General features: G+C 44.5%; 19 protein-coding genes. 12 read left to right on the top strand and 7 right to left on the bottom strand.

Annotation, left to right across the window (positions count from 1 at the left end; translation table 11 throughout):
- Positions 1 to 9 precede the first annotated feature (9 nt).
- From pckA to gap, 3 genes are all read left to right on the top strand, one after another.
- Positions 10 to 1,677: a phosphoenolpyruvate carboxykinase (ATP) gene (gene pckA, locus H6F56_RS04900; protein WP_190665721.1), complete on the top strand. Its 1,668-nt coding sequence runs from the start codon at positions 10 to 12 to the stop codon at positions 1,675 to 1,677.
- A gap of 127 nt (positions 1,678 to 1,804) precedes the next feature.
- Positions 1,805 to 1,987, top strand: a complete 183-nt coding sequence (locus H6F56_RS04895; protein WP_190665720.1) for a hypothetical protein — start codon at positions 1,805 to 1,807, stop codon at positions 1,985 to 1,987.
- Positions 1,988 to 2,028: 41 nt separating this feature from the next.
- On the top strand, positions 2,029 to 3,063 hold the full coding sequence (gene gap / locus H6F56_RS04890) for a type I glyceraldehyde-3-phosphate dehydrogenase (RefSeq protein WP_190665719.1): 1,035 nt from the start codon (positions 2,029 to 2,031) through the stop codon (positions 3,061 to 3,063).
- Positions 3,064 to 3,256: 193 nt separating this feature from the next.
- On the opposite strand, the gene H6F56_RS04885 is transcribed toward gap, so the two are convergent.
- The 3 genes from H6F56_RS04885 to H6F56_RS26745 all read right to left on the bottom strand — a co-directional run bounded on the left by H6F56_RS04885 (position 3,257) and on the right by H6F56_RS26745 (position 5,704).
- Positions 3,257 to 4,282, bottom strand: a complete 1,026-nt coding sequence (locus H6F56_RS04885; RefSeq protein WP_190665718.1) for an NAD-dependent epimerase/dehydratase family protein — start codon at positions 4,280 to 4,282, stop codon at positions 3,257 to 3,259.
- Between the two features lie 161 nt (positions 4,283 to 4,443).
- Entirely contained in the window at positions 4,444 to 5,508 is a 1,065-nt protein-coding gene (gene hemE, locus H6F56_RS04880; RefSeq protein WP_190665717.1) for a uroporphyrinogen decarboxylase, read from the bottom strand.
- Positions 5,509 to 5,578: 70 nt separating this feature from the next.
- Entirely contained in the window at positions 5,579 to 5,704 is a 126-nt protein-coding gene (locus H6F56_RS26745; RefSeq protein ID WP_255513682.1) for a hypothetical protein, read from the bottom strand.
- Positions 5,705 to 6,067: 363 nt separating this feature from the next.
- On the opposite strand from H6F56_RS26745, the gene H6F56_RS04875 reads away from it, so the two are divergent.
- The 7 genes from H6F56_RS04875 to H6F56_RS04845 all read left to right on the top strand — a co-directional run bounded on the left by H6F56_RS04875 (position 6,068) and on the right by H6F56_RS04845 (position 12,935).
- Positions 6,068 to 7,099 (top strand): PstS family phosphate ABC transporter substrate-binding protein, encoded by a 1,032-nt coding sequence (locus H6F56_RS04875; RefSeq protein ID WP_190665716.1) that lies wholly within the window; start codon positions 6,068 to 6,070, stop codon positions 7,097 to 7,099.
- Positions 7,100 to 7,258: 159 nt separating this feature from the next.
- Positions 7,259 to 8,200 carry a phosphate ABC transporter permease subunit PstC gene (gene pstC / locus H6F56_RS04870; protein ID WP_190665715.1) on the top strand — a complete coding sequence of 314 codons (942 nt, stop codon included), beginning with the start codon at positions 7,259 to 7,261 and terminating at the stop codon, positions 8,198 to 8,200.
- Between the two features lie 5 nt (positions 8,201 to 8,205).
- A complete protein-coding gene (gene pstA / locus H6F56_RS04865; protein WP_190665714.1) occupies positions 8,206 to 9,108 on the top strand; it encodes a phosphate ABC transporter permease PstA in 903 nt (300 codons plus the stop codon).
- Between the two features lie 111 nt (positions 9,109 to 9,219).
- A complete protein-coding gene (gene pstB / locus H6F56_RS04860) occupies positions 9,220 to 10,029 on the top strand; it encodes a phosphate ABC transporter ATP-binding protein PstB (RefSeq protein WP_190665713.1) in 810 nt (269 codons plus the stop codon).
- Positions 10,030 to 10,105: 76 nt separating this feature from the next.
- Positions 10,106 to 11,077, top strand: coding sequence for a polyphosphate kinase 2 family protein (locus H6F56_RS04855; protein ID WP_190665712.1), 972 nt, complete (start codon positions 10,106 to 10,108; stop codon positions 11,075 to 11,077).
- A gap of 40 nt (positions 11,078 to 11,117) precedes the next feature.
- Positions 11,118 to 12,245, top strand: a complete 1,128-nt coding sequence (locus tag H6F56_RS04850) for a sulfate ABC transporter substrate-binding protein (RefSeq protein WP_190665711.1) — start codon at positions 11,118 to 11,120, stop codon at positions 12,243 to 12,245.
- A 267-nt stretch (positions 12,246 to 12,512) separates the two neighbouring features.
- Entirely contained in the window at positions 12,513 to 12,935 is a 423-nt protein-coding gene (locus tag H6F56_RS04845) for a YidH family protein (RefSeq protein WP_190665710.1), read from the top strand.
- Positions 12,936 to 13,207: 272 nt separating this feature from the next.
- On the opposite strand, the gene H6F56_RS04840 is transcribed toward H6F56_RS04845, so the two are convergent.
- Both H6F56_RS04840 and H6F56_RS04835 read right to left on the bottom strand, forming a co-directional pair.
- Positions 13,208 to 13,837 carry a hypothetical protein gene (locus H6F56_RS04840; protein ID WP_190665709.1) on the bottom strand — a complete coding sequence of 210 codons (630 nt, stop codon included), beginning with the start codon at positions 13,835 to 13,837 and terminating at the stop codon, positions 13,208 to 13,210.
- 56 nt (positions 13,838 to 13,893) lie between these two features.
- Positions 13,894 to 14,604 carry a cadmium resistance transporter gene (locus H6F56_RS04835; protein ID WP_190665708.1) on the bottom strand — a complete coding sequence of 237 codons (711 nt, stop codon included), beginning with the start codon at positions 14,602 to 14,604 and terminating at the stop codon, positions 13,894 to 13,896.
- A 545-nt stretch (positions 14,605 to 15,149) separates the two neighbouring features.
- Between H6F56_RS04835 and H6F56_RS04830 the strand changes: the two genes are divergently transcribed.
- Complete coding sequence (locus H6F56_RS04830; protein ID WP_242031860.1) at positions 15,150 to 15,770, top strand: DUF1003 domain-containing protein; 621 nt, start codon at positions 15,150 to 15,152, stop codon at positions 15,768 to 15,770.
- Positions 15,771 to 15,773: 3 nt separating this feature from the next.
- On the opposite strand, the gene H6F56_RS04825 is transcribed toward H6F56_RS04830, so the two are convergent.
- On the bottom strand, positions 15,774 to 15,944 hold the full coding sequence (locus H6F56_RS04825) for a hypothetical protein (RefSeq protein ID WP_190665706.1): 171 nt from the start codon (positions 15,942 to 15,944) through the stop codon (positions 15,774 to 15,776).
- 599 nt (positions 15,945 to 16,543) lie between these two features.
- Here H6F56_RS04825 and H6F56_RS04820 point away from each other — a divergent pair.
- Entirely contained in the window at positions 16,544 to 17,212 is a 669-nt protein-coding gene (locus H6F56_RS04820) for a DUF4214 domain-containing protein (protein ID WP_190665705.1), read from the top strand.
- 240 nt (positions 17,213 to 17,452) lie between these two features.
- Here the strand turns inward: H6F56_RS04820 and H6F56_RS04815 are convergent, their stop codons facing one another.
- Positions 17,453 to 18,256 carry a DUF1206 domain-containing protein gene (locus H6F56_RS04815; RefSeq protein ID WP_190665704.1) on the bottom strand — a complete coding sequence of 268 codons (804 nt, stop codon included), beginning with the start codon at positions 18,254 to 18,256 and terminating at the stop codon, positions 17,453 to 17,455.
- Between the last annotated feature and the right edge of the window lie 671 nt (positions 18,257 to 18,927).

Here is an 18,927-nt window from a genome sequence, read left to right as displayed (position 1 = left end):
TATCTAAATATGAACAATCATAGTAATGCCGGCAACAACGGATATCAGGCCGGCCTAAACTCTAAAAGTGAAAAAGATAGCGGGATGTGGGGTTTAGAAGCGCTGGGAATGAAAAACCTCGGCCATGTCTATCGCAACCTGCCGGTGTCGAAGTTGGTAGAACACGCATTGGCCCGTGGGGAAGGCGTTTTAGCCGGCAATGGTGCGTTTTGCGTCAACACCGGCAAATATACGGGTCGTTCACCTAACGATAAATTTATCGTCGTTGAGCCAAGCAGCCGCGATGAAATTCATTGGAACAAGCTCAACGTTCCCATCTCGGAAGATAATTTTGGCCGGCTATACCGGCGCGTCCTTTCCTACATCCAAGGACGGGATCTCTATGTCTTCGATGGCTATGTGGGCGCAGATCCTAAATACCGCGTCGGTGTCAGAGTTATTAATGAGCTAGCCTCCCAAAATTTATTCGCTCACCAGATGTTCCTCAGACCGACTCCTGAAGAACTCGCACAGCATCACGCCGACTTTACGGTGATTGCAGTTCCCGGCTTGCATGGAGATCCCGAAGAGGATGGCATTAACTCAGAAGCCTTCATCGTGATTCACTTTGCCAAAAAGCTCGTGCTGATCGGGGGTTCCAAGTATGCCGGTGAGATCAAAAAGTCGGTATTCTCCTTGATGAACTACTTCATGACAAAGCGCGACGTGCTGCCCATGCACTGTTCTGCCAACATGGATTCAGAGGGTCACACAGCTTTATTCTTCGGCCTTTCAGGCACTGGCAAAACTACACTCTCAGCTGATCCAAACCTGTATCTGATTGGAGATGATGAGCATGGCTGGTCAAGTGACGGCGTTTTCAACTTTGAAGGCGGCTGCTACGCCAAAACCATTAAACTTTCCCAAGAAAATGAGCCTCAGATCTGGGATGCGATTCGATTTGGGGCGATCATGGAAAACGTCGTGCTCGATCCCCACACTCGCATACCGGACTATGATGACGGCAGCTTAACGGAAAATACCAGAGTTGCTTATCCTGTCGAGTATATTCCCAACTGCCTGATCCCCGGCATGGGCGGGCATCCTAAGACGGTGATTTTCTTGACAGCAGATGCGTTTGGGGTGTTGCCGCCGATTGCCAAGCTGACAAAAGAACAGGCGATGTATCATTTCATGTCCGGTTATACCAGCAAACTAGCCGGGACTGAACGCGGAGTCACAGAACCCCAAGCAACGTTCTCAGCGTGTTTTGGCAAACCATTTTTACCGCTGTCGGCAGCAGTTTACGCGCAAATGCTGGGTGAAAGACTGGATAAACACGGTGCAGCGGTGTATTTAATTAACACCGGCTGGTCTGGTGGGCCTTACGGCGTTGGCAAGCGTATCCCGATTAAATACACGCGGGCGATGGTGTCAGCAGCGCTGAACGGACATTTGGATCGTGTCCAGTTCCACGCGCACCCAATCTTTAAGATATTGGTGCCGGCAACCGTTCCAGGGGTTCCTAGCGAGATTTTAGATCCCAGAAATACCTGGAGTGATGAGACAGTTTATGACCGGCAAGCAACTGCCTTAGCAAATTTGTTTGTGGAAAACTTTAAACAATATAAGAAAGCTTGCCTGGATATTGTCGAGCCGGCAGCCTCAGCCGAGGCGTGTGCGCTGATGGAAGTGTGAAAAATTTTAGATTTCTCCTTCTAAAGCTTTTCTAAAGTTTTCACCAACCCCCCAAACTCAATACAAGCATTGCCCTGGCTGGCTTTCCCAGCACCAGGGCTTTGTTTTAGCCAAATAAAGGGACGGTATGATTCCTCAAGTGTCTGATCAAGCACTAAGCCCCAGGCCGTGCCAAGAAAAGCCGGTTGTGCGTCGCCACATTGGGGGAATGCCTGGTTTCAACGATAGTCGCCAAGAGTTTGCCGGCACTAGCAATAGGAAAAAGTACACATCATTCATACTTTGGAACGGGGTTAGCGGCAGTCGTTGATAGATAGACTTTGTAAGAAAATACCAAAAGGAGCTTTTTTCATGGCAACCATAAAAGTAGGCATCAATGGATTTGGTCGGATTGGCCGGCTGGTTTTTCGTGCCGGTCTCGACCATCCAGAAATTGAGTTTTGCTGTATTAATGACCTTGTCCCACCAGACTGTCTGGCTTACTTGGTCAAGTACGACTCGACCCACGGCCCTTATAAGGGAACGGTTGAAGCTAAAGAAGATGGCATTGTAGTTAACGGCAAGTTTATTCCCTGCGTGTCGATGAGAAACCCAGAGGAGTTGCCTTGGGGTAAATATGGCGCAGATTATGTGGTTGAAGCCACCGGCTTATTTACCGATTATGAAGGGGCATCAAAACATTTGAAAGCCGGTGCAAAACGGGTGGTGATTTCTGCGCCGGTTAAAGCCACAGAAAAAGAAACCGCAGAACAAGTCCCTACGTTGTTAGTTGGTGTCAACCACGATAAATATGATCCCAGCAAGCATACGGTCGTTTCTAATGCCAGTTGCACAACCAACTGCCTCGCACCGATTGCTAAGGTGATTAATGATAACTTTGGTCTAGTTGAAGGTTTGATGACCACCGTTCACGCCATGACAGCCACCCAGCCAACGGTGGATGGGCCAAGTAAGAAAGATTTCCGGGGCGGACGCGGCGCGGTTCAGAATATCATCCCGGCTTCAACAGGTGCCGCGAAAGCTGTGACGCTGGTGTTACCGGAACTGAAAGGTAAGTTAACCGGCATGGCACTTCGCGTTCCGACTCCCGATGTCTCAGTGGTCGATCTCACCTTTAGAACTGAAAAAGCTACCAGTTACAAAGAAATCTGCGAGGCGATGAAGAAAGCTTCGGAAGGGGAACTGAAGGGAATCTTGGGTTACACCGAAGATGATGTTGTTTCCTCTGACTTTACTACCGATCCGCGTTCCAGTATTTTCGATGCCGGCGCTGGGATTGAATTAAACTCCAATTTCTTTAAAGTCGTTGCTTGGTACGACAATGAGTGGGGTTATTCTAACCGCATGATTGACTTAATTCTGGCAATGGCAGCGAAAGAGGGCTAAACTAAAATACATTTAATTTGCTTGATTATTGGCAACTTAAATGCTTAGCAGCTCTCGGTTTTGATTCAGCCGGGATTAGGGGATTTGAGAATAGTTGAATGCAACTTTCTCGAAGTGGCAAAAGTTCTCTATCCTTCTCCCGGCACATACTTTTTTCTAAAGTAATTATGCAACTTTAATGTTGACCAGGAGCTTAGGCTCGTTTACTTTCGCGCTCCTCAGCACTTTGTTCTGTATTAAACGTTTCTTCATTAACCATTCTGGGGCGCTCACCGACTCGACCGATTTTAAGAACATCGGTGAAGGTGCGGCAATAAGTTTGTAAGCCAAAGGTATCTGGACTCACCGGATTTAGATAAGTGAAATGCCGGTAGTTCACGCAGAACCGATCCCAAGCAGCCATCTGAATGCGAAATATGGCAATTAAGAGATTCGCAAGCCAAGGAGAAAGGGTAATGCGAAACTGAATTTTTTTATTGAGATAGGCACAAGCATCTTCAATCGCTTGATTAACAGTGACTCGCTCATTTCCCAAGACTAAATATCGCGGTTCATCGGGTTTAGGGGGATTGTGGATGAGGTGCAGCACAACCTGAGCGATGTCTTGACCATGAATGAAGTGGAAACTGCCATCTGCTTTGAAAAAGCGAATCAAATCAATCCATTTGACCACATCTGGCAAGCCGGCGGAAAGGTGAGAGTAGGGTTTGTTGCTATCCCCTCCTAAAACTAAGGTGGGAAATAGCGTTGTAATGCGGTTATTGATGGGCAAACGAGACAACTGGCGTAGGCATTCGTACTTGGAACGAATGTAGTCGGTTCCCAGTTCGTTGGCTTCTTTAAGTATTTCGTTATTGCGATCTAAGACACTTGCGGTGGAAAAGTAGATAATTTGCTCGCAAACATCGGGATCGAGCAAGTTCATCAACCGAAGCGTTTTGCCAACATTGACATCAAACACTGCCTGAGAACCTCCCCAAGCGGTGGCTGCGAGAATAGCACAATCGATGGTTTTGAGCAGCTTGGCATAGTGGTCAATGTCCAGCATATCCGCTTTGATTACGGTAACACCGGCACGGGTTTCGCAATTAATTTGAAGTTTTTCTGGGTTTCTGACGAGCAGGTAAAGCTCGTGGTTTGTCTCCTGAATCAGTGCTTCAGTAATGTAGTGACCAATACAGCCACTCGCGCCAGTGACTAAAATCCGCTTGGGAGCCATAGAATCAATTAATAAAAAGCAATCACTAAAAAGGTTTTGTTAAGCGAGAAGTGAAAAGTGGGAGTGGCTAGCCAATGATGGAGGAGTTTAACTCTTCACCTTTAACTAACCTCTAGTTCCTAGATCCCTCTCTTCACTTTCTTCTACATCAATGCCTAATTTCAGGCATGGACAGCCAGTAATTTGTCCGCCTGTTTGGCTGTTTCAAAGAAGAAGGCGGCATTTTCTTCGGGGGTGCCTGGTAAGATGCCGTGACCAAGATTTAAAATATGGCCACGATTGCCGGCTTTGCGAATGGTGTCGAGGATGCGTTCGCGGATAAAGTCTTGGGAACCAAAGAGAACGCAGGGATCGATATTTCCTTGCACTCCAACATTGGAACCGAGACGCTGCCGCGCTTCTGCGATATCGACTGTCCAATCTACACTGACAATATCCACACCCGATTGTGCCATCCTCTCTAATAGGCCGGCACTGCCATTAATGTAAAGGATCATTGGCGTATCGGGGTGAGTGGCTTTAACTTGTTGCACCACTCGTTGCTGGTAAGGCATGGCAAAAGTTTCGTAATCTTGGGGGCTGAGTTGGCCGGCCCAAGAGTCGAACATTTGCACAACTTGCGCCCCGCAGTCAATCTGGTAGCGCACGTAGACGGCAATCGAATCTGCGATTTTTCCAAGCAATTGATGCAGCATTGCCGGCTCAGAAAAAGCCATGCTTTTAATGATCGTGTAGTCTTTTGATGACTTACCCTCGATCGCGTAAGCTGCCAATGTCCAAGGCGCACCCACAAAGCCGAGTACGGTAGCTTTGTCACCGACTTCTTGCCGCAATGTCTGCAAAATTTCCCGGATAAACGGGAGAGATTCTGCTGGGTCGAGGGGGTGGACTTTCTCGATTTGCTCTAAGCTGCGGATGGGCGGATCAATGATCGGCCCTTTGCTTTCGATAATGTCAAAGGGAATGCCCATTCCCGGCAGGGGTGTGAGAATATCGGAAAACAAAATCACACCATCTGGCTGAAATGCCCGAAACGGTTGCATTGAAATTTCGATCGCCAGTTCGGGATTTTCGGAACGTTCCCGAAAAGAGGGGTACTTCTCCCGCAAATCGCGATAGACTTTCATATAGCGACCGGCTTGCCGCATCATCCACACGGGCGGACGGTCTAACACTTCTCCACGAGCGGCCCTTAGCAGATAGGGAATCTGGGTTGACCCAGTCATCTAAACTTCACCTTAATTTTTTCTTGAATGCCACTGTTCAGCTTACCACTCAAGAATTCCTCTTTTGAGTTTACATTTGTTCACAATTGGGCACAGGGCGCAGTTGTGCCGGCACCCTGCCGCCGATAAAACTTTCAGCGAATTGCAAAAATAGCTCGGTGCCGGTAATTTGCTCTGCCGCGTGGTCAATGGTCACTGCATTTTGATTGACTAACCGTTACTGGCGAACCTCCTCTAATTGAGAACTGCACTAAGTTGATCTACTTAATACTCAGATTTTTAACGGACTTTAACTAAATAAACAAAAATATACCTTCAGGGGGATTAGCCCACTTATTTTAGGTGTATATTATATAAACTCCGGTAAGTTTATGGATAAACCGGAGTATAAAAGCTCAAGCTTCCTAAATTCTTGGAAAATAGTTAGTCAACTCTCGCTATTTCAAGAGTTTGCAAACAGTTAAAACTCTGGATCTCGATGTACAGGGTTCTAATGATGCTGAAAAAATTTCATAAAAATATACCGAACAACAAACTTTGAAATTTCAGGTTATTGTCAATGTTTGACCGACTCGCTTTTTTTATTGGCCCCCTTTCCAAAGCCTTATTAAATTCTCGGGCTTTGCTGGTATTCACGCTCATTTTCAGCTATGGACTCACTGCTTGCAGTCAAGCTGAACAGAAGCGAAATCAAGTGAGTATTGATGGTGGAGCAGTAGGTTTTCCGATCCATCAATCAGTTGCTGAAGAATTTCAAAAATTTAAACCTGACGCTCAGGTTAGTGTAGCTTCAAGTGGTACGGGCGGGGGCGTGAGCAAGTTTTGTGCTGGAGAAATTGATATTGTTGGAGCTTCACGTTCTATCAAAGAGGAAGAAATCGAAAGATGCAAAAAAAAGGGAATAGATTTTGTAGAGCTGCCTATTGCTTTAGACGGAATTGCTGTTATAGTTAATCGTCAGAATAATTTTGCAAAATGCTTGACTATTGAAGAACTCAACAAAATCTGGAACTCCAAATCAGATCGCAAAATCACGAATTGGAATCAAGTTAATCCAAATTTTCCCGACCAGAAGCTAAAGCTATATGCCCCCGCTTCTGATACTGGAACGTTTGACTATTTCACACAAGCTGTCACCGGCAAAGCCAAAAATAGCCGCACAGACTACACTCCCAGTCACAATCAAAACGTCCTTGTGCAAGGAATTGGGGGAGATGAGAACGCTTTAGGATACGTTGGAATATCTTACTACATGGAAAACCAAGACAAGCTGAACTTGGTTGGAGTGGAAAGTCCAAAAGGAAACTGTGAAAAGCCAGTTCCTCTAGATAATGTTGTGAGAAATACTTATCTACCTTTATCTCGTCCCCTCTTTATCTATGTCAGTAAGGTGTCTCTAGATACAAAACCACAAGTTAAAGCGTTTGTTGAGTTTTATCTTGAGAATTCTTGGAAATGGATCGAGCAAGTTGGTTATGTATCGCTTCCCGATGAGGCTTATCCCAAACTCAAAGAAAAACTTGCCTCTGGTGAAACAGGTTCTAAATTCAAAGATGCAAAACCTGGTGAACCTATCGCAAATCTTCTTTAAGAGTAACTGTCAAGAAAAAATTCCACTGCTGCCCCGCTTGCTTCAAAACAAGCTTGAACTAGGTAAGCGTTGAGTAGAGGGTTCATCTTTAAATACCTTTTTAAGCTTGATTGCCCTCTCAATCACGCACACAGACATCAATCGCGTCTTCTACTTATTATGCAAAATACGAATTTTAGTGATGAGTTCAATCGGGAATCGATGCGTTCCCTGGAAAAAAATGCTTCTGATGATATTCAGGAAAAAATCATTGAAGCGCTTTTATTCGGTTGCGCCTTAATTTCGGTATTCACTACGTTTGGAATTGTTTTTATTATCTTTAGAGTGACCTTTGAATTTTTTCAAGAAGTTTCATTGGCTCAATTCTTTTTAGATACCAAGTGGACACCTTTATTTGCACAGAAACATTTTGGAATTTGGCCTTTAATCAATGGAACGTTCCTGACTACAGCAATTGCCATGCTTGTTGCCATTCCTCTGGGTTTATGTTCCGCTATCTATTTAGCTGAATATGCTTCACCTAAGGCGGCAGCTATTTTACGCCCAGCAGTTGAACTGCTGGCGGGAGTTCCTACTGTTGTCTACGGCTACTTTGCGCTTTTATTCGTGACGCCGGTTCTGCGGCAGTTTCTTCCCATAGAAATTTTTAACGCGTTGAGTGCTGGGCTAATGATGGGAATTATGATTAGCCCTACAGTTGGCTCTATTAGCTTAGATGCCATACAATCTGTGCCTCGCTCTTTGCGGGAAGGAGCTTACGCAATCGGCGTAACTAAATTGGAAACTATCATCAAAGTTGTCCTTCCTGCTGCCCTTTCCGGAATTGCTGCTTCGATTATTCTGGGCATTTCTAGAGCGGTGGGTGAAACGATGACTGTCTTAATTGCCGCCGGACAAGAGCCACGAATAAGCCTTAATCCCTTTCAATCAGTAGAAACAATGACGGCTTATATGGCTCAAATTTCGGGAGGAGATAGCCCTCGTGGCAGTGCTAATTACAACACCTTATATGCTGTTGGAGCTGTTCTGTTTTTGCTGACTCTATTTTTAAACGTTGTCAGTCATTGGATTTCTAATCGCTACAAAGAAAAATACGACTAATAAAGATGGCAAGTTCTATTTCTCGCAACAACCCCCAAAGACCTTCTGAAGAGTTCAGTCCCAATATTGAACAAAGAGAAACGACCGGCAAAATTTTTGAAATCATATTTTTGATAGGTTTATCTATCGGATTAGTGGTTCTTGCCGTCTTAGTTTTTGATGTCCTCAAAGATGGATTAGGCCGGCTGTTCACGCCTGGGTTTCTCACTGGAACTCCCTCACGATTTGCCGATCAAGGTGGCATACGTCCTGCTATTTTTGGCAGCATTCTTCTAGGGGGGCTAGTTATGCTAATTGCTGTACCTATCGGAGTAGGAGCAGCTTTGTATCTCGAAGAATATGCACCAAAAGCTTGGTGGACTGATGTAATCGAGATTAACGTTAGCAATTTAGCTGGAGTCCCTTCAATTGTCTATGGCCTGCTAGGGTTAGGCGTTTTCAATTATCTTTTGAATTTTGGGCCGGCTTTGCTTTCTGGAGCGCTAACTTTGTCTCTGCTGTCTCTACCAGTAATTATTGTGACCGGCAGAGAGGCAATTCGAGCGGTTCCCGATTCTATACGGCAAGCTTCTTACGGTTTAGGCACAACGAAGTGGCAGACTGTGTGGAATCATGTTTTACCTTATGCCGTCCCAGGGATTATGACAGGGGTAATTATTTCAGTTTCCCGCGCCATTGGTGATGCGGCTTCTCTAATTGTCGTTGGAGCTGTGAGTTTTCTCACATTTAATCCTGGTTTGTTTCAGCGCTTTATGGCCTTGCCCATCCAAATTTACACCTATATTACTCGCCCAGAGCCTGGTTTTTCTAACGCAGCAGCGGCGTCAATCATTGTTCTACTGCTCTTGATTATGGTTTTGAATGGCGGAGCAATTTACTTTCGGCAACGTTTCTCAACATTTAAATGAACCTCTGAGTTCAAATTTTCTCAAAATCGACACTAGAGAGTTTTTAAGTTTTTTTTAACTTAAATTTCACTCCTATAACTTCACTCTACCCGACATTAGGAAATCCGCGATATGCCCTCCAATCCCACTACTCAAAGTAAGCCAACTAATTCAATTTTTACCGCTGAAGGTGTTCAAGTTTATTACGGGGATTTTTTGGCATTACATTCGGTCAACATTGAAATTCCTGAAAGACAAATTGTAGCTTTCATTGGTCCTTCAGGATGTGGTAAAAGCACCTTCCTGCGATGCTTCAATCGGATGAATGATTTAATACCTGGAGCCAGAGTAGAAGGCAAGATTAATTACCAGGGTAAAAACATTTATGATGACAAGATAAATCCGGTGAAAATCCGGCGTCAAGTTGGCATGGTATTTCAGAAACCAAATCCTTTTCCAAAGTCAATCTACGAAAACATTTCCTTTGGGCCGCGTGCTAATGGTTATAAGGGCAATATGGACGAACTCGTGGAGCAATCGCTGCGGCGAGCTGCGCTTTGGGATGAGGTGAAGGACAAGTTGAAAGAAAAGGGTACAGCTTTATCTGGAGGACAGCAGCAGCGGCTTTGCATCGCTCGTGCAATCGCCATGAAGCCAGATGTGTTGTTGATGGATGAACCCTGTTCTGCGCTCGATCCCATTTCCACTCAGCAGGTTGAAGAACTGTGCCGAGAGCTAAAAGAACAATACACCATGATTATGGTGACTCACAATATGCAGCAAGCCTCACGGATATCAGACTTAACTGCATTTTTCAACACAGTAACTGATGATACCGGCAAGCGCCGGGGAAAATTAGTTGAGTTCAGTCCTACCGAGCAAATTTTCGCTTCTCCTAATACTAAAGAAGCTAAAGCCTACATCAGCGGTAAATTTGGTTAAGTCTTGCAAGACCTCTGTTGGATTCCTCACCAACAGGTCTTAAAATCAACCAATTTCTTCAAAATCTGGAGCCAAAATGAGCCAGTCAAGTAATTCAAAAGATAAGAGTTCTGCTGCCACCGACAGCATAAAGCAAGCAGAATCTTATAAAACTGAACAAGCGGCAGAAAAAGCGACGAGTGAATCTGCCGAGGAGATGGCACCTGAAAAAATTGTTGTAGACGAACCACCGCCTGAACCAGACTATCCTCGCTACCGGGTTTACCCCGGACAGCCCATCAGCTTGGCTAATCTCGATCCAAATGCCAGCGAAAAGTACCAGAAAAAGAAGCACGTTGAAAAGCAACTGGAAAAGCAGCGGCTGCGCTTGAAAAATTTACAAGAACGGTTATATGCCGAACACAAGCGCAGCTTGCTGATTGTGCTGCAAGCAATGGACACCGGCGGCAAAGATGGCACAATCAAACACGTATTTGGCGGGCTTAATCCGCAAGGTTGCCAAGTGTGGTCATTCAAAAAGCCTAGTGACGAGGAATTCAATCACGACTTTTTGTGGCGATACCACCAGCGGGCACCACAGCGCGGGATGATATCGATCTTCAATCGCTCCCATTACGAAGACGTGCTAGTTGTGCGAGTAAAGCAGTTAGTGGCTGAAAACGTTTGGCGAGAGCGCTATCACTTGATTAATGAGTTTGAGCATATGCTCAGTCTTAACAATATTGCGGTTGTCAAGTTTTTTCTCCATATATCCAAAGATGAACAAAAACGCCGCTTAGAAAGCCGGATAGAAGACCCAGATAAGCATTGGAAGTTTTCAAGCAACGACTTGAAAGAGCGACAGTTCTGGGATGACTATCAAGCGGCTTTCGAGGACATGATTAATAATTGCTCGACTGCTTATGCCCCTTGGTACATAGTGCCGGCTAATAATAAGTGGTATCGCAATTTAGTCGTTGCTCGTGTGATTGCGGACACGTTAGAGGCGATGAATCCGCAGTATCCTCCAGCAGAGATAGGCTTAGAAAATATTGTGATTCCGGATTAAGAGGGGTTAATTCAGGTTCTAAAAATTTTGGGGTGAAGTTATGGAAATTCAAAATTCAAAATTCAAAATTCAAAAAGCTTTGCAGACGATTAAGCAGTCGTGCCGGCGATCAATAACAAGGTGGTCAAACAAACGTTCTGTGTGGGGTTTTGTCTCCTTATTTTTGCTAGGAGCTAGCTTGAGCGTCGCTGTTGCTGCCTGCTCTGGAAGTAATGCAACCTCAGCACCTCAAAAGGATATAAAGCTATCCCTGGTTTCTTACTCAGTCACTCAAGCAGCTTACGAGCAAATCGTACCAAAATTTGTAGAAAAGTGGCAGAAAGAACATAATCAAAATGTCACAATCGAGCAGAGTTATGGGGGATCTGGTTCCCAATCTAATGCAGTGGTTGATGGCTCAAAAGAAGCAGATATTGTACACCTTTCACTCGCTCTTGACACCCAAAAAATACAGCAAGCCGGTTTAATTGAACCGGGTTGGGAAAGAAAATCTCCTAGAAGTGGCATTGTTACCCGTTCTGTCGTCGCGATTGTCACCCGTCCTGATAATCCTAAAGGCATTAACAGTTGGGAAGACTTGGCACAAGAGGGCCTAAGTATCATTACAGCTAACCCCAAAACATCGGGTATTGCTATTTGGAATTTCTTAGCTTTATGGGGTTCAGTAACCCAAAAAGGGGGTGACGAGACTCAAGCATTAGAGTTTACGACCAACGTGTATAAAAATGTCCCTGTACTAGCCAACAATGCGCGTCAGGCTAGCGAACTATTTTTCAAGCAAGGTAAGGGAGATGTCTTACTCAACTACGAAGACGAGGTAATTTATGCCGAGCAAAACGGTCAAAAACTACCTTATGTAGTCCCCGATATTAACATTTCCATTGATAACCCTGTCGCCCTTGTAGACAAAAATGTTGACAAGCACGGCACCAGAGAAGTTGCACAAGCATTTATCGATTATCTTTACACAAGTGAAGCGCAACAAGAATTTGCGAAGTTAGGATACCGTCCCGTCAACCCCAGCGTGGTTGCAGAAGTGGCTCAAAACTATCCCCAACTTGAAACACTCTTCACTGTGCAAGATTTGGGGGGTTGGGATGATGTGCAAAATAAGTTCTTTGCAGAGGGGGCAATTTTTGACCAAATTCAGGTAGCCGGCAAGATCTGAGTAGAATGAGTCGAGAGCGAACTCTCGACTTATTCTAATTTTTAATATTTTCAAATAGCTAATTGTCTCTAAGATTTAGAGTTAAATAATAAAAAAATATTAGAAATAACTAGCTATATTAATAAAAATATAAGATTATTAAAAGTTATTTTTAGGATGGTGATTTTAGTTAATTTAGCCATCATAATCCTATAAAATGAAGTGTTTATAAAGGCTTTCTAGCTTATTTAATTTTTACATTTAAAGTTAGAGATAAGGATGTAATCGATGCATTTACTGTTTAAATCCCCCAAAGTAGATGCAGACAAGCCAAGGCGACTGAATCCGTCACGGGTGCGGGAACATCAAGCAAATGAGCGCACCTACCTGGCATGGATGCGGACTGCAATTGCCCTGATGGGTTTTGGCGTCGTCATTGTGCGCCTTCGCACTTTCCAGACGCCTCTTTTGCCTGGTCCCGGCAATGGCTGGAAGTTGGGTTTAGTGTTTTCTTTAGTGGGTCTAATGACGGTGTTGCTCTCAGCCGGCCACTATTTTGCCGTGCGCCGCGACATCGAGGAAGATACTTATGAGCCGGCAGACCGCTGGGTAATCCTGCTCAGTCTTGCTGTGATCCTTCTAGGAACTGGGGTGATCTATTTTGCATTCGCAGCCCCTCTTAGCCCAATGAGTCCTGTTGTACCTGACTGATGGGCGCTGTGGTCGAGTGTCAAACTATTTGTCTCGCAGACACACTGTTATCCTCAGCATCTTGAGTAGAAACAGAAAGAAGCTAACAGTTCTAATATTCTTGAATATAAAAAACCTTACTATTTTTGAACTGAGCAACTACTAAAAAAAATCTCTTTGGGAATATGTTTAATCCCAAAGAGATTTTTTTTGAAAGTCTTATTAATCTAAGCTGTCAGTCATTTGACAATTAGAGAAGCAATTTGGCACTCAACAGCTAAACAACTGTGGGTTTAGTCCTCAATTGGTGCGTTAGGAAGCTTCGCATCAATATCAGCTTGTGACAAAGCCGGAATTGACCAAGTGCCCTCACCAGCTTTGAAAACTTTGGCCGGCTCAATATTGAACTCAACAGCGCCGGTGTTTGGATTCGTCTTAGCCACTAGCTGAGTTCCACTCACGACTTTGAGCGCTAGCGGTTCCGAAAGTTCTGCTGCGTCCACAGAAGTCAAACCACCAACTTTGGCTCCACTTGGAACGTAAACGCCATCACAGTTCCAATCATCATCTGTGGTTTTACCATTTCCAAGGAAGTAAAGGGTGCTTTCCTGGGCGGCTTTCTTAGGTTTATGAGCGTAGACAGCCAAGGTTTTTCCTGTCTCATTGCTGCACTGCGCCCAATCGTTTGCTGTTTCCAAGATGTACTTTTGCAGTTTCAACTCGCCCAGTTGTCGCTCAATTTCCTCTGGGGCATACTCAGATTGATTCGGGTTGTCCTTTGTCTGCAAAAGGTTATCAATCGTTTGATTAACCTCTGTATAGTCAGGAGTTTTAGTCAAGTTCGGGTTAGCCCAAGAAGGTTGGACAATCACCAGATTGACTAGAAGGACTAGGGCTACTAAAGCCATTTTGAAGAGTTTCATGATGTTTCTCCTTTTCACGATTACAACGTCTTTTTAGAAAAATATTGCCGCCCGACTCAATTTTCTTTTGCTTCCAGCAACAGCCCACTCATGGCATACAGTTTGACCAGTCCAGCCAAACACAAGCAACTAGCTGCCAACGCTATCGGAGTGAGCGAAGCACTGTCGAGGACAATAAACACACCTAAGCCAATCAAGACAAAGGGAACGAGATGGTTGCCGTAGCGGGTTAGCACATCGGCGACTGCTGGTTGAGAAGCCAACTTATAAGTTGCGTAGCACCAAACCCCAACCAGTGACAGAAAGACTCCAATGATCCCCAGCAAGCTTTCTAGGGCACTGTTGGCAAACAATGGCATATAGATACTGATATTGTCGCTACCATTGGCGATGGTAATAGATGCCACGCTAAAGGTGTGGGGAGATAGAAAACGAGCGAAGGGAAAAGATTTATCTAAATCTGTTTCCTCCTGCATCTCCTCTGGCGAATCACTGTCTGGATTTAACAAACTGTTCAGCCCAACAGCAATTGGTGCAAAACCCAGAAGTCCAATCCAATGGGATGGCAAGACCAAGCCTCCCAAGAAGCCGGTTAAGCTGGCAACGACTAGGGTGCTGAAACCCAGATACTGACCCATCACAATGTGTCGCCGGCGAAAGGTTGCATTCACCTGGGAGAATAACAGTGTCAGGATCGCTAGATCGTCAAGATTGGTGGCTGTGAAAGCTGTGATGCCGGTGGGGATTGCAGTGATAAATCCGCTCATTTCTATCTCTCCTTAATCAGGATGCTAGGGGGTTATTAGCTAGCATCGGGTTCTATCTGTAACTGCTGAGTCAACAACCGCGCTTGTTAGCGGGGAATCGCTCAGGTTGGTTGTACTTGCCAAACTGGACTGGCCCTCAGCAAGCATTTAGTTCGTAACGATAATTTCACTTTATGACTCCAATTCCATAAAATCAAATATTGTTTCTTTTGTGATTAATCACTTTGTTTTATTAATTGTCTGATCTCAAAGATTAAAAGCAGTAGCGTTTATATAGAAAGTTGAGCATATATAGATTTCAGGCGTTAATTGACGCTTCTAGCAGCGCTGCGAGCCTTGTTGTTTCTGGGTCAGTCGCTTAATCACTTTTATTTATCGTTATTAAAAATAAGAATATTTGATTTTATTGGTTGGAAGGCATTATTCTGAAATCAGTCGGGATTGAGAGCAAGAAATTAATCCAGATTTATTACAGGCAACCCAGAGTCAAGAGGTGCAACATGAATCCACAGAAATCAGTGTCAAACCGTGTTGAAGTCAAACAAATGAAAACATCTACTCCTTCACAAAAAAAGCCATCAAAGATAGAACAGTTACCGCTAGAAAATGACAAATCGACCCCAGGACAGCGCCTTGCCGATGCGCTTGCAGCTAAAGTGGGATCTTGGGGATTTCTGACTGTACAAACTAGCATCCTAGCTGGGTGGGTTGGGATGAACATGATGCCTGGAGTGCCTCACTGGGACGAACAACCGTTCATCCTGCTCAACTTGGTCTTTTCCTTTGCCTCAGCCTACACTGCACCGATTGTGTTGATGAGTCAAAACCGGCAGTCTGATATAGAGCGCGAAAAAAATGAATATGACCACAAAGTGAATCGTCAATCTGCACAAAACGTTGAGCTGCTGCATGAAAAAATTGACTCCTTGCAGGCTCAACAGCTTAAAGAACTGACTCAAATTGTTAAACAGCAACAGCAGTCGCTCAATGAAATTAGGGCAAGTGTGGTGCCGGTGCTTAAGAAGCAGCAGCAATCTCCCAATGAAATTAAAATGCTTGATACCCAGTTTCCTAATGGATATTCAATCTACCTCCCCTTCAAATTTGATGAATTAGTTGAGAACAACACTCAAGAGTTTAAATCGCTTATTCCTCCCCAAAAATAAGTTTCAAACCCAAGAATTTTGCAGACCTTCGAGAACAGCTAAATGGCCCTTATCGCCGAACTGCTCACCTCGCAATTCGCCAGCTTTAAGAGTTTCGAGAAAACCGACTAATGGTAAGGGCATTCTAGGCACCATTCGCAGCAGTGTGTTGCGGCTCACAGTCAACCTAATCATCGTGAGAGCTGATTTTTGCTGATGGCAGCAGAAAAGTTCGTCACATCCAAGAAATTATTGATAAAAAAAGAGAGCCGCGCTACTTGGAGATTAGGACAGACCTGGACAGACTACCAAAAAATTAAATTGTAAATTAAAGAAGGTTTTTCAAAAACTTGGCTAATATTATTAACTATAAGTTTTAAAATTATGGAAGCTCTAAGCAAAGCAAAATTGAGCAATTAAAATATTTTTATATTAAAAAGCTATGTCAAAAAGAAGCAGTAGTAATATTTTTTTAGGCTGTTTGTAGCTGCATATCTTACGCAATCAAATTCTTTGAAAGCAAAGGAAGTAATTTGCGAGAATTACGAGCGGTAAATGCTGGGTGTAATCAAGCTTATTAACCTGTTTCTGCTGGACGACTATCAGCTTTGGGGCGTTTCACTCCAGTCTGTTTAGGGGCAGATACAGAAATTATAAAAAATCATTGTACTTTCGGCCACTTCCCATCTAATGCTCCGTCTACTTTATCGGGGTCTCTAAACACGAAGCCTTAGTCTCACCCGTTAGGATTAACCAGGCGCGGGATGTCAGAGACTTGTGAAACAGGATTGAATATGTTAGAGACGATTGACAGTCTTATGAAGGGGTTGGAGGCAAGCAAGATGAAAGGCGAAATTCTGGCAAGTGCAGCGCTACTCTTCACCATGAGTTTAGCAGGGCCGGTGAAAGCAGCAAATGCCGTAAACTTTAATGGGATGCTGGCGAGTCAGGACTGCCAAACGTGCGCCGTGAACAGTCCGGCTTTGATCGCTCAAAGCAGCAGCGATGACCGGCAAGTTTACGACGCGATTAACAGGATTTATAAAGATGTACTGGGTCGAGATGCTGATTATCGGGGACTCAGAACTTGGGCCAGAGAGTTAGAAAATGGTGCGACGCTTCAAGACATCCGCGAGGAGATCGCCCGTAGCGATGAAGCTGAGAACAGGATCGAAGATATTTATCGAGACGTGCTGGGGCGAAATGCTGATTCTCGCGGCACCAGAACTTGGGTTAATGCGCTTGCCGGTGGTGCGAGTCTGCGTGATGTTCGCGAAAGAGTTGCTGACAGCCGAGAAGCGGAGGATGCGATCAATCGCCTCTATCGAGAAGTGCTGGGTCGAGATGCTGATCGTAAAGGCATGAAAACTTGGAAACGCGAGTTAGGCGAGGGTGCGTCCCTCACCCAAATTCGTCGCGAAATTGGTAATAGTGCAGAAGCCCGCCAGCGTAGAAGACGCTAAATACCAAGCAAGTTAAACTGACTTAGGACTTACGCATTTCAATTCTGAAAAGGATTGGGAGGGAGATAGGGATAAGACTTCTCTGGCTTATTTAACTCACTGCGTAAGTCCTGATAAAGTCAGGTTTTATGACGGCTTTTACGCTCATTCCCACCAGAGTCAAGACATTTTCTGTAGCATTGATCTGATGGGATTTTAATCAGCCGGCAGATAGGTTCTTAATCGGTTAATTTTAATTTTTTAACCTGTAACAATTCGACGAAAACGAGCTTGTACTCCCATATAAGTTCCATAAGCCATCAGACCAAGCGCCACGATCCCCAAAAGCCAAGGCCCATAAGGCTGTTGTGCAAGTGCATCGAGTGCGCCGCTCAATCCTTGCGCTTGGTTGGGGTCAGATTGACGTGCTGCTTGGAGCAAAAAGATGCCGGTGATGCTTAAAACAACACCCCGTGCAGCCAGACCAAATCTACCCAACCGTATTGCCCAAGTTTCCTGTGTGTTGCTCATCTGGCTTAACTTGAGTTCCTTACGGAATTTGGCGCTATAAGCTTTATAGAAGTGATAGAAACCCACCCCAAGTATAATTGCTCCCACGGTTCCCACTAGCCACTGACCGAACGGCTGCGCCATTAAACGGGCCGTCGAGTCTGCTGTGGAATTGTCTCCGCCGGCACTTCTTGAACCGAGAACGATTTTAACAGCGCTCAAGGCTAAGCCGGTATAAATCAGGCCGCTAACTGCAGCTCCCGCACGCGATGCAAGTCCCTTCGCGTCTGTACCTTTATTCTCTGGATCTTTTAGCGCTTCCACAAAACGCCATATCGCATAGCTGAGTAGTCCAATAGCCACTAAACTCAGCAAAAATTTTCCAAACGGTTGCGTCACAATTGCCTCTAAAGCGCCTTGTGTATCAGTCGTTTTGCCACCTGTGCCCATCGCCGCCTGTAGCGCTAGTAAGCCAACAATTGCATAGACGATTCCTTTAGCCGCATAACCAAACCGCGCTAAACGTTCAATCCATAAAGAAGCACTTTGTCTCATAAAATTTAAAATTTAGATGAAATTACACCCATGCTTTTAGCGACATATCTTTCTCATAGACATCTACCTGAGGAGATATCTTTAGGATTTTGATGGAAAAAAGACTAAAAAGGAAGTGTCGTGAAGCCGGCGCAAAAGCTCAAACTAGGAGCCAAAACTACAGCTTCCAACTGTTTAACAGCAAATTATGATATTCCAGGTTAGGAACCCCTGTTGACGTTAAGCCAGAAGCAGGGTTAGGAAGATGAAAATTATTCTGGCTATCTTGCTTTTAGGGACAGAACTCTACATCTGCGTTAGTCTGCCGATTTTAATCTAATTAATTAATTTTTACGATAACTTTAATACTGCGATTTTTTTAGCTAACTTTACCATGTTGACATCTTAAATGTTAAAATCAAAATTAGAAAGTCAAAGAAATATTTTATTAGATTTCGTTTTCTCTATGGGTTCAGCATGATCTTGCTTCCAGCCGAATTACCCAAAACCTTTACACAAAACGCTGATTTCCTAAAGGTGATTGCCCATACTTCCGGGGATATGACCTTAGAGCTTCTACGCGCTATTCAAGGCAATACTTAGGGAAGATTGTAACCGGCAATAAATCCTGTCACACTATCTACAACACTGGAGTGAACTCGTTCCCTGATGAGTCTGCCAGGGAGAAAGCT

Source organism: Microcoleus sp. FACHB-672, from assembly GCF_014695725.1.
GTDB lineage: Bacteria > Cyanobacteriota > Cyanobacteriia > Cyanobacteriales > Oscillatoriaceae > FACHB-68.
The sequence above is the reverse complement of the archived record's forward strand: the minus strand, read 5'-3'. Positions and strand labels throughout refer to the sequence as shown.

Coding starts and splice junctions, on each gene's coding strand:
- pckA (WP_190665721.1), top strand. CDS start 10: ATGAACAATCATAGTAATGCCGGCAACAACGGATATCAGGCCGGCCTA.
- H6F56_RS04895 (WP_190665720.1), top strand. CDS start 1,805: ATGATTCCTCAAGTGTCTGATCAAGCACTAAGCCCCAGGCCGTGCCAA.
- gap (WP_190665719.1), top strand. CDS start 2,029: ATGGCAACCATAAAAGTAGGCATCAATGGATTTGGTCGGATTGGCCGG.
- H6F56_RS04885 (WP_190665718.1), bottom strand. CDS start 4,282: ATGGCTCCCAAGCGGATTTTAGTCACTGGCGCGAGTGGCTGTATTGGT.
- hemE (WP_190665717.1), bottom strand. CDS start 5,508: ATGACTGGGTCAACCCAGATTCCCTATCTGCTAAGGGCCGCTCGTGGA.
- H6F56_RS04875 (WP_190665716.1), top strand. CDS start 6,068: ATGTTTGACCGACTCGCTTTTTTTATTGGCCCCCTTTCCAAAGCCTTA.
- pstC (WP_190665715.1), top strand. CDS start 7,259: ATGCAAAATACGAATTTTAGTGATGAGTTCAATCGGGAATCGATGCGT.
- pstA (WP_190665714.1), top strand. CDS start 8,206: ATGGCAAGTTCTATTTCTCGCAACAACCCCCAAAGACCTTCTGAAGAG.
- pstB (WP_190665713.1), top strand. CDS start 9,220: ATGCCCTCCAATCCCACTACTCAAAGTAAGCCAACTAATTCAATTTTT.
- H6F56_RS04855 (WP_190665712.1), top strand. CDS start 10,106: ATGAGCCAGTCAAGTAATTCAAAAGATAAGAGTTCTGCTGCCACCGAC.
- H6F56_RS04850 (WP_190665711.1), top strand. CDS start 11,118: ATGGAAATTCAAAATTCAAAATTCAAAATTCAAAAAGCTTTGCAGACG.
- H6F56_RS04845 (WP_190665710.1), top strand. CDS start 12,513: ATGCATTTACTGTTTAAATCCCCCAAAGTAGATGCAGACAAGCCAAGG.
- H6F56_RS04840 (WP_190665709.1), bottom strand. CDS start 13,837: ATGAAACTCTTCAAAATGGCTTTAGTAGCCCTAGTCCTTCTAGTCAAT.
- H6F56_RS04835 (WP_190665708.1), bottom strand. CDS start 14,604: ATGAGCGGATTTATCACTGCAATCCCCACCGGCATCACAGCTTTCACA.
- H6F56_RS04830 (WP_242031860.1), top strand. CDS start 15,150: ATGAAAACATCTACTCCTTCACAAAAAAAGCCATCAAAGATAGAACAG.
- H6F56_RS04825 (WP_190665706.1), bottom strand. CDS start 15,944: ATGATTAGGTTGACTGTGAGCCGCAACACACTGCTGCGAATGGTGCCT.
- H6F56_RS04820 (WP_190665705.1), top strand. CDS start 16,544: ATGTTAGAGACGATTGACAGTCTTATGAAGGGGTTGGAGGCAAGCAAG.
- H6F56_RS04815 (WP_190665704.1), bottom strand. CDS start 18,256: ATGAGACAAAGTGCTTCTTTATGGATTGAACGTTTAGCGCGGTTTGGT.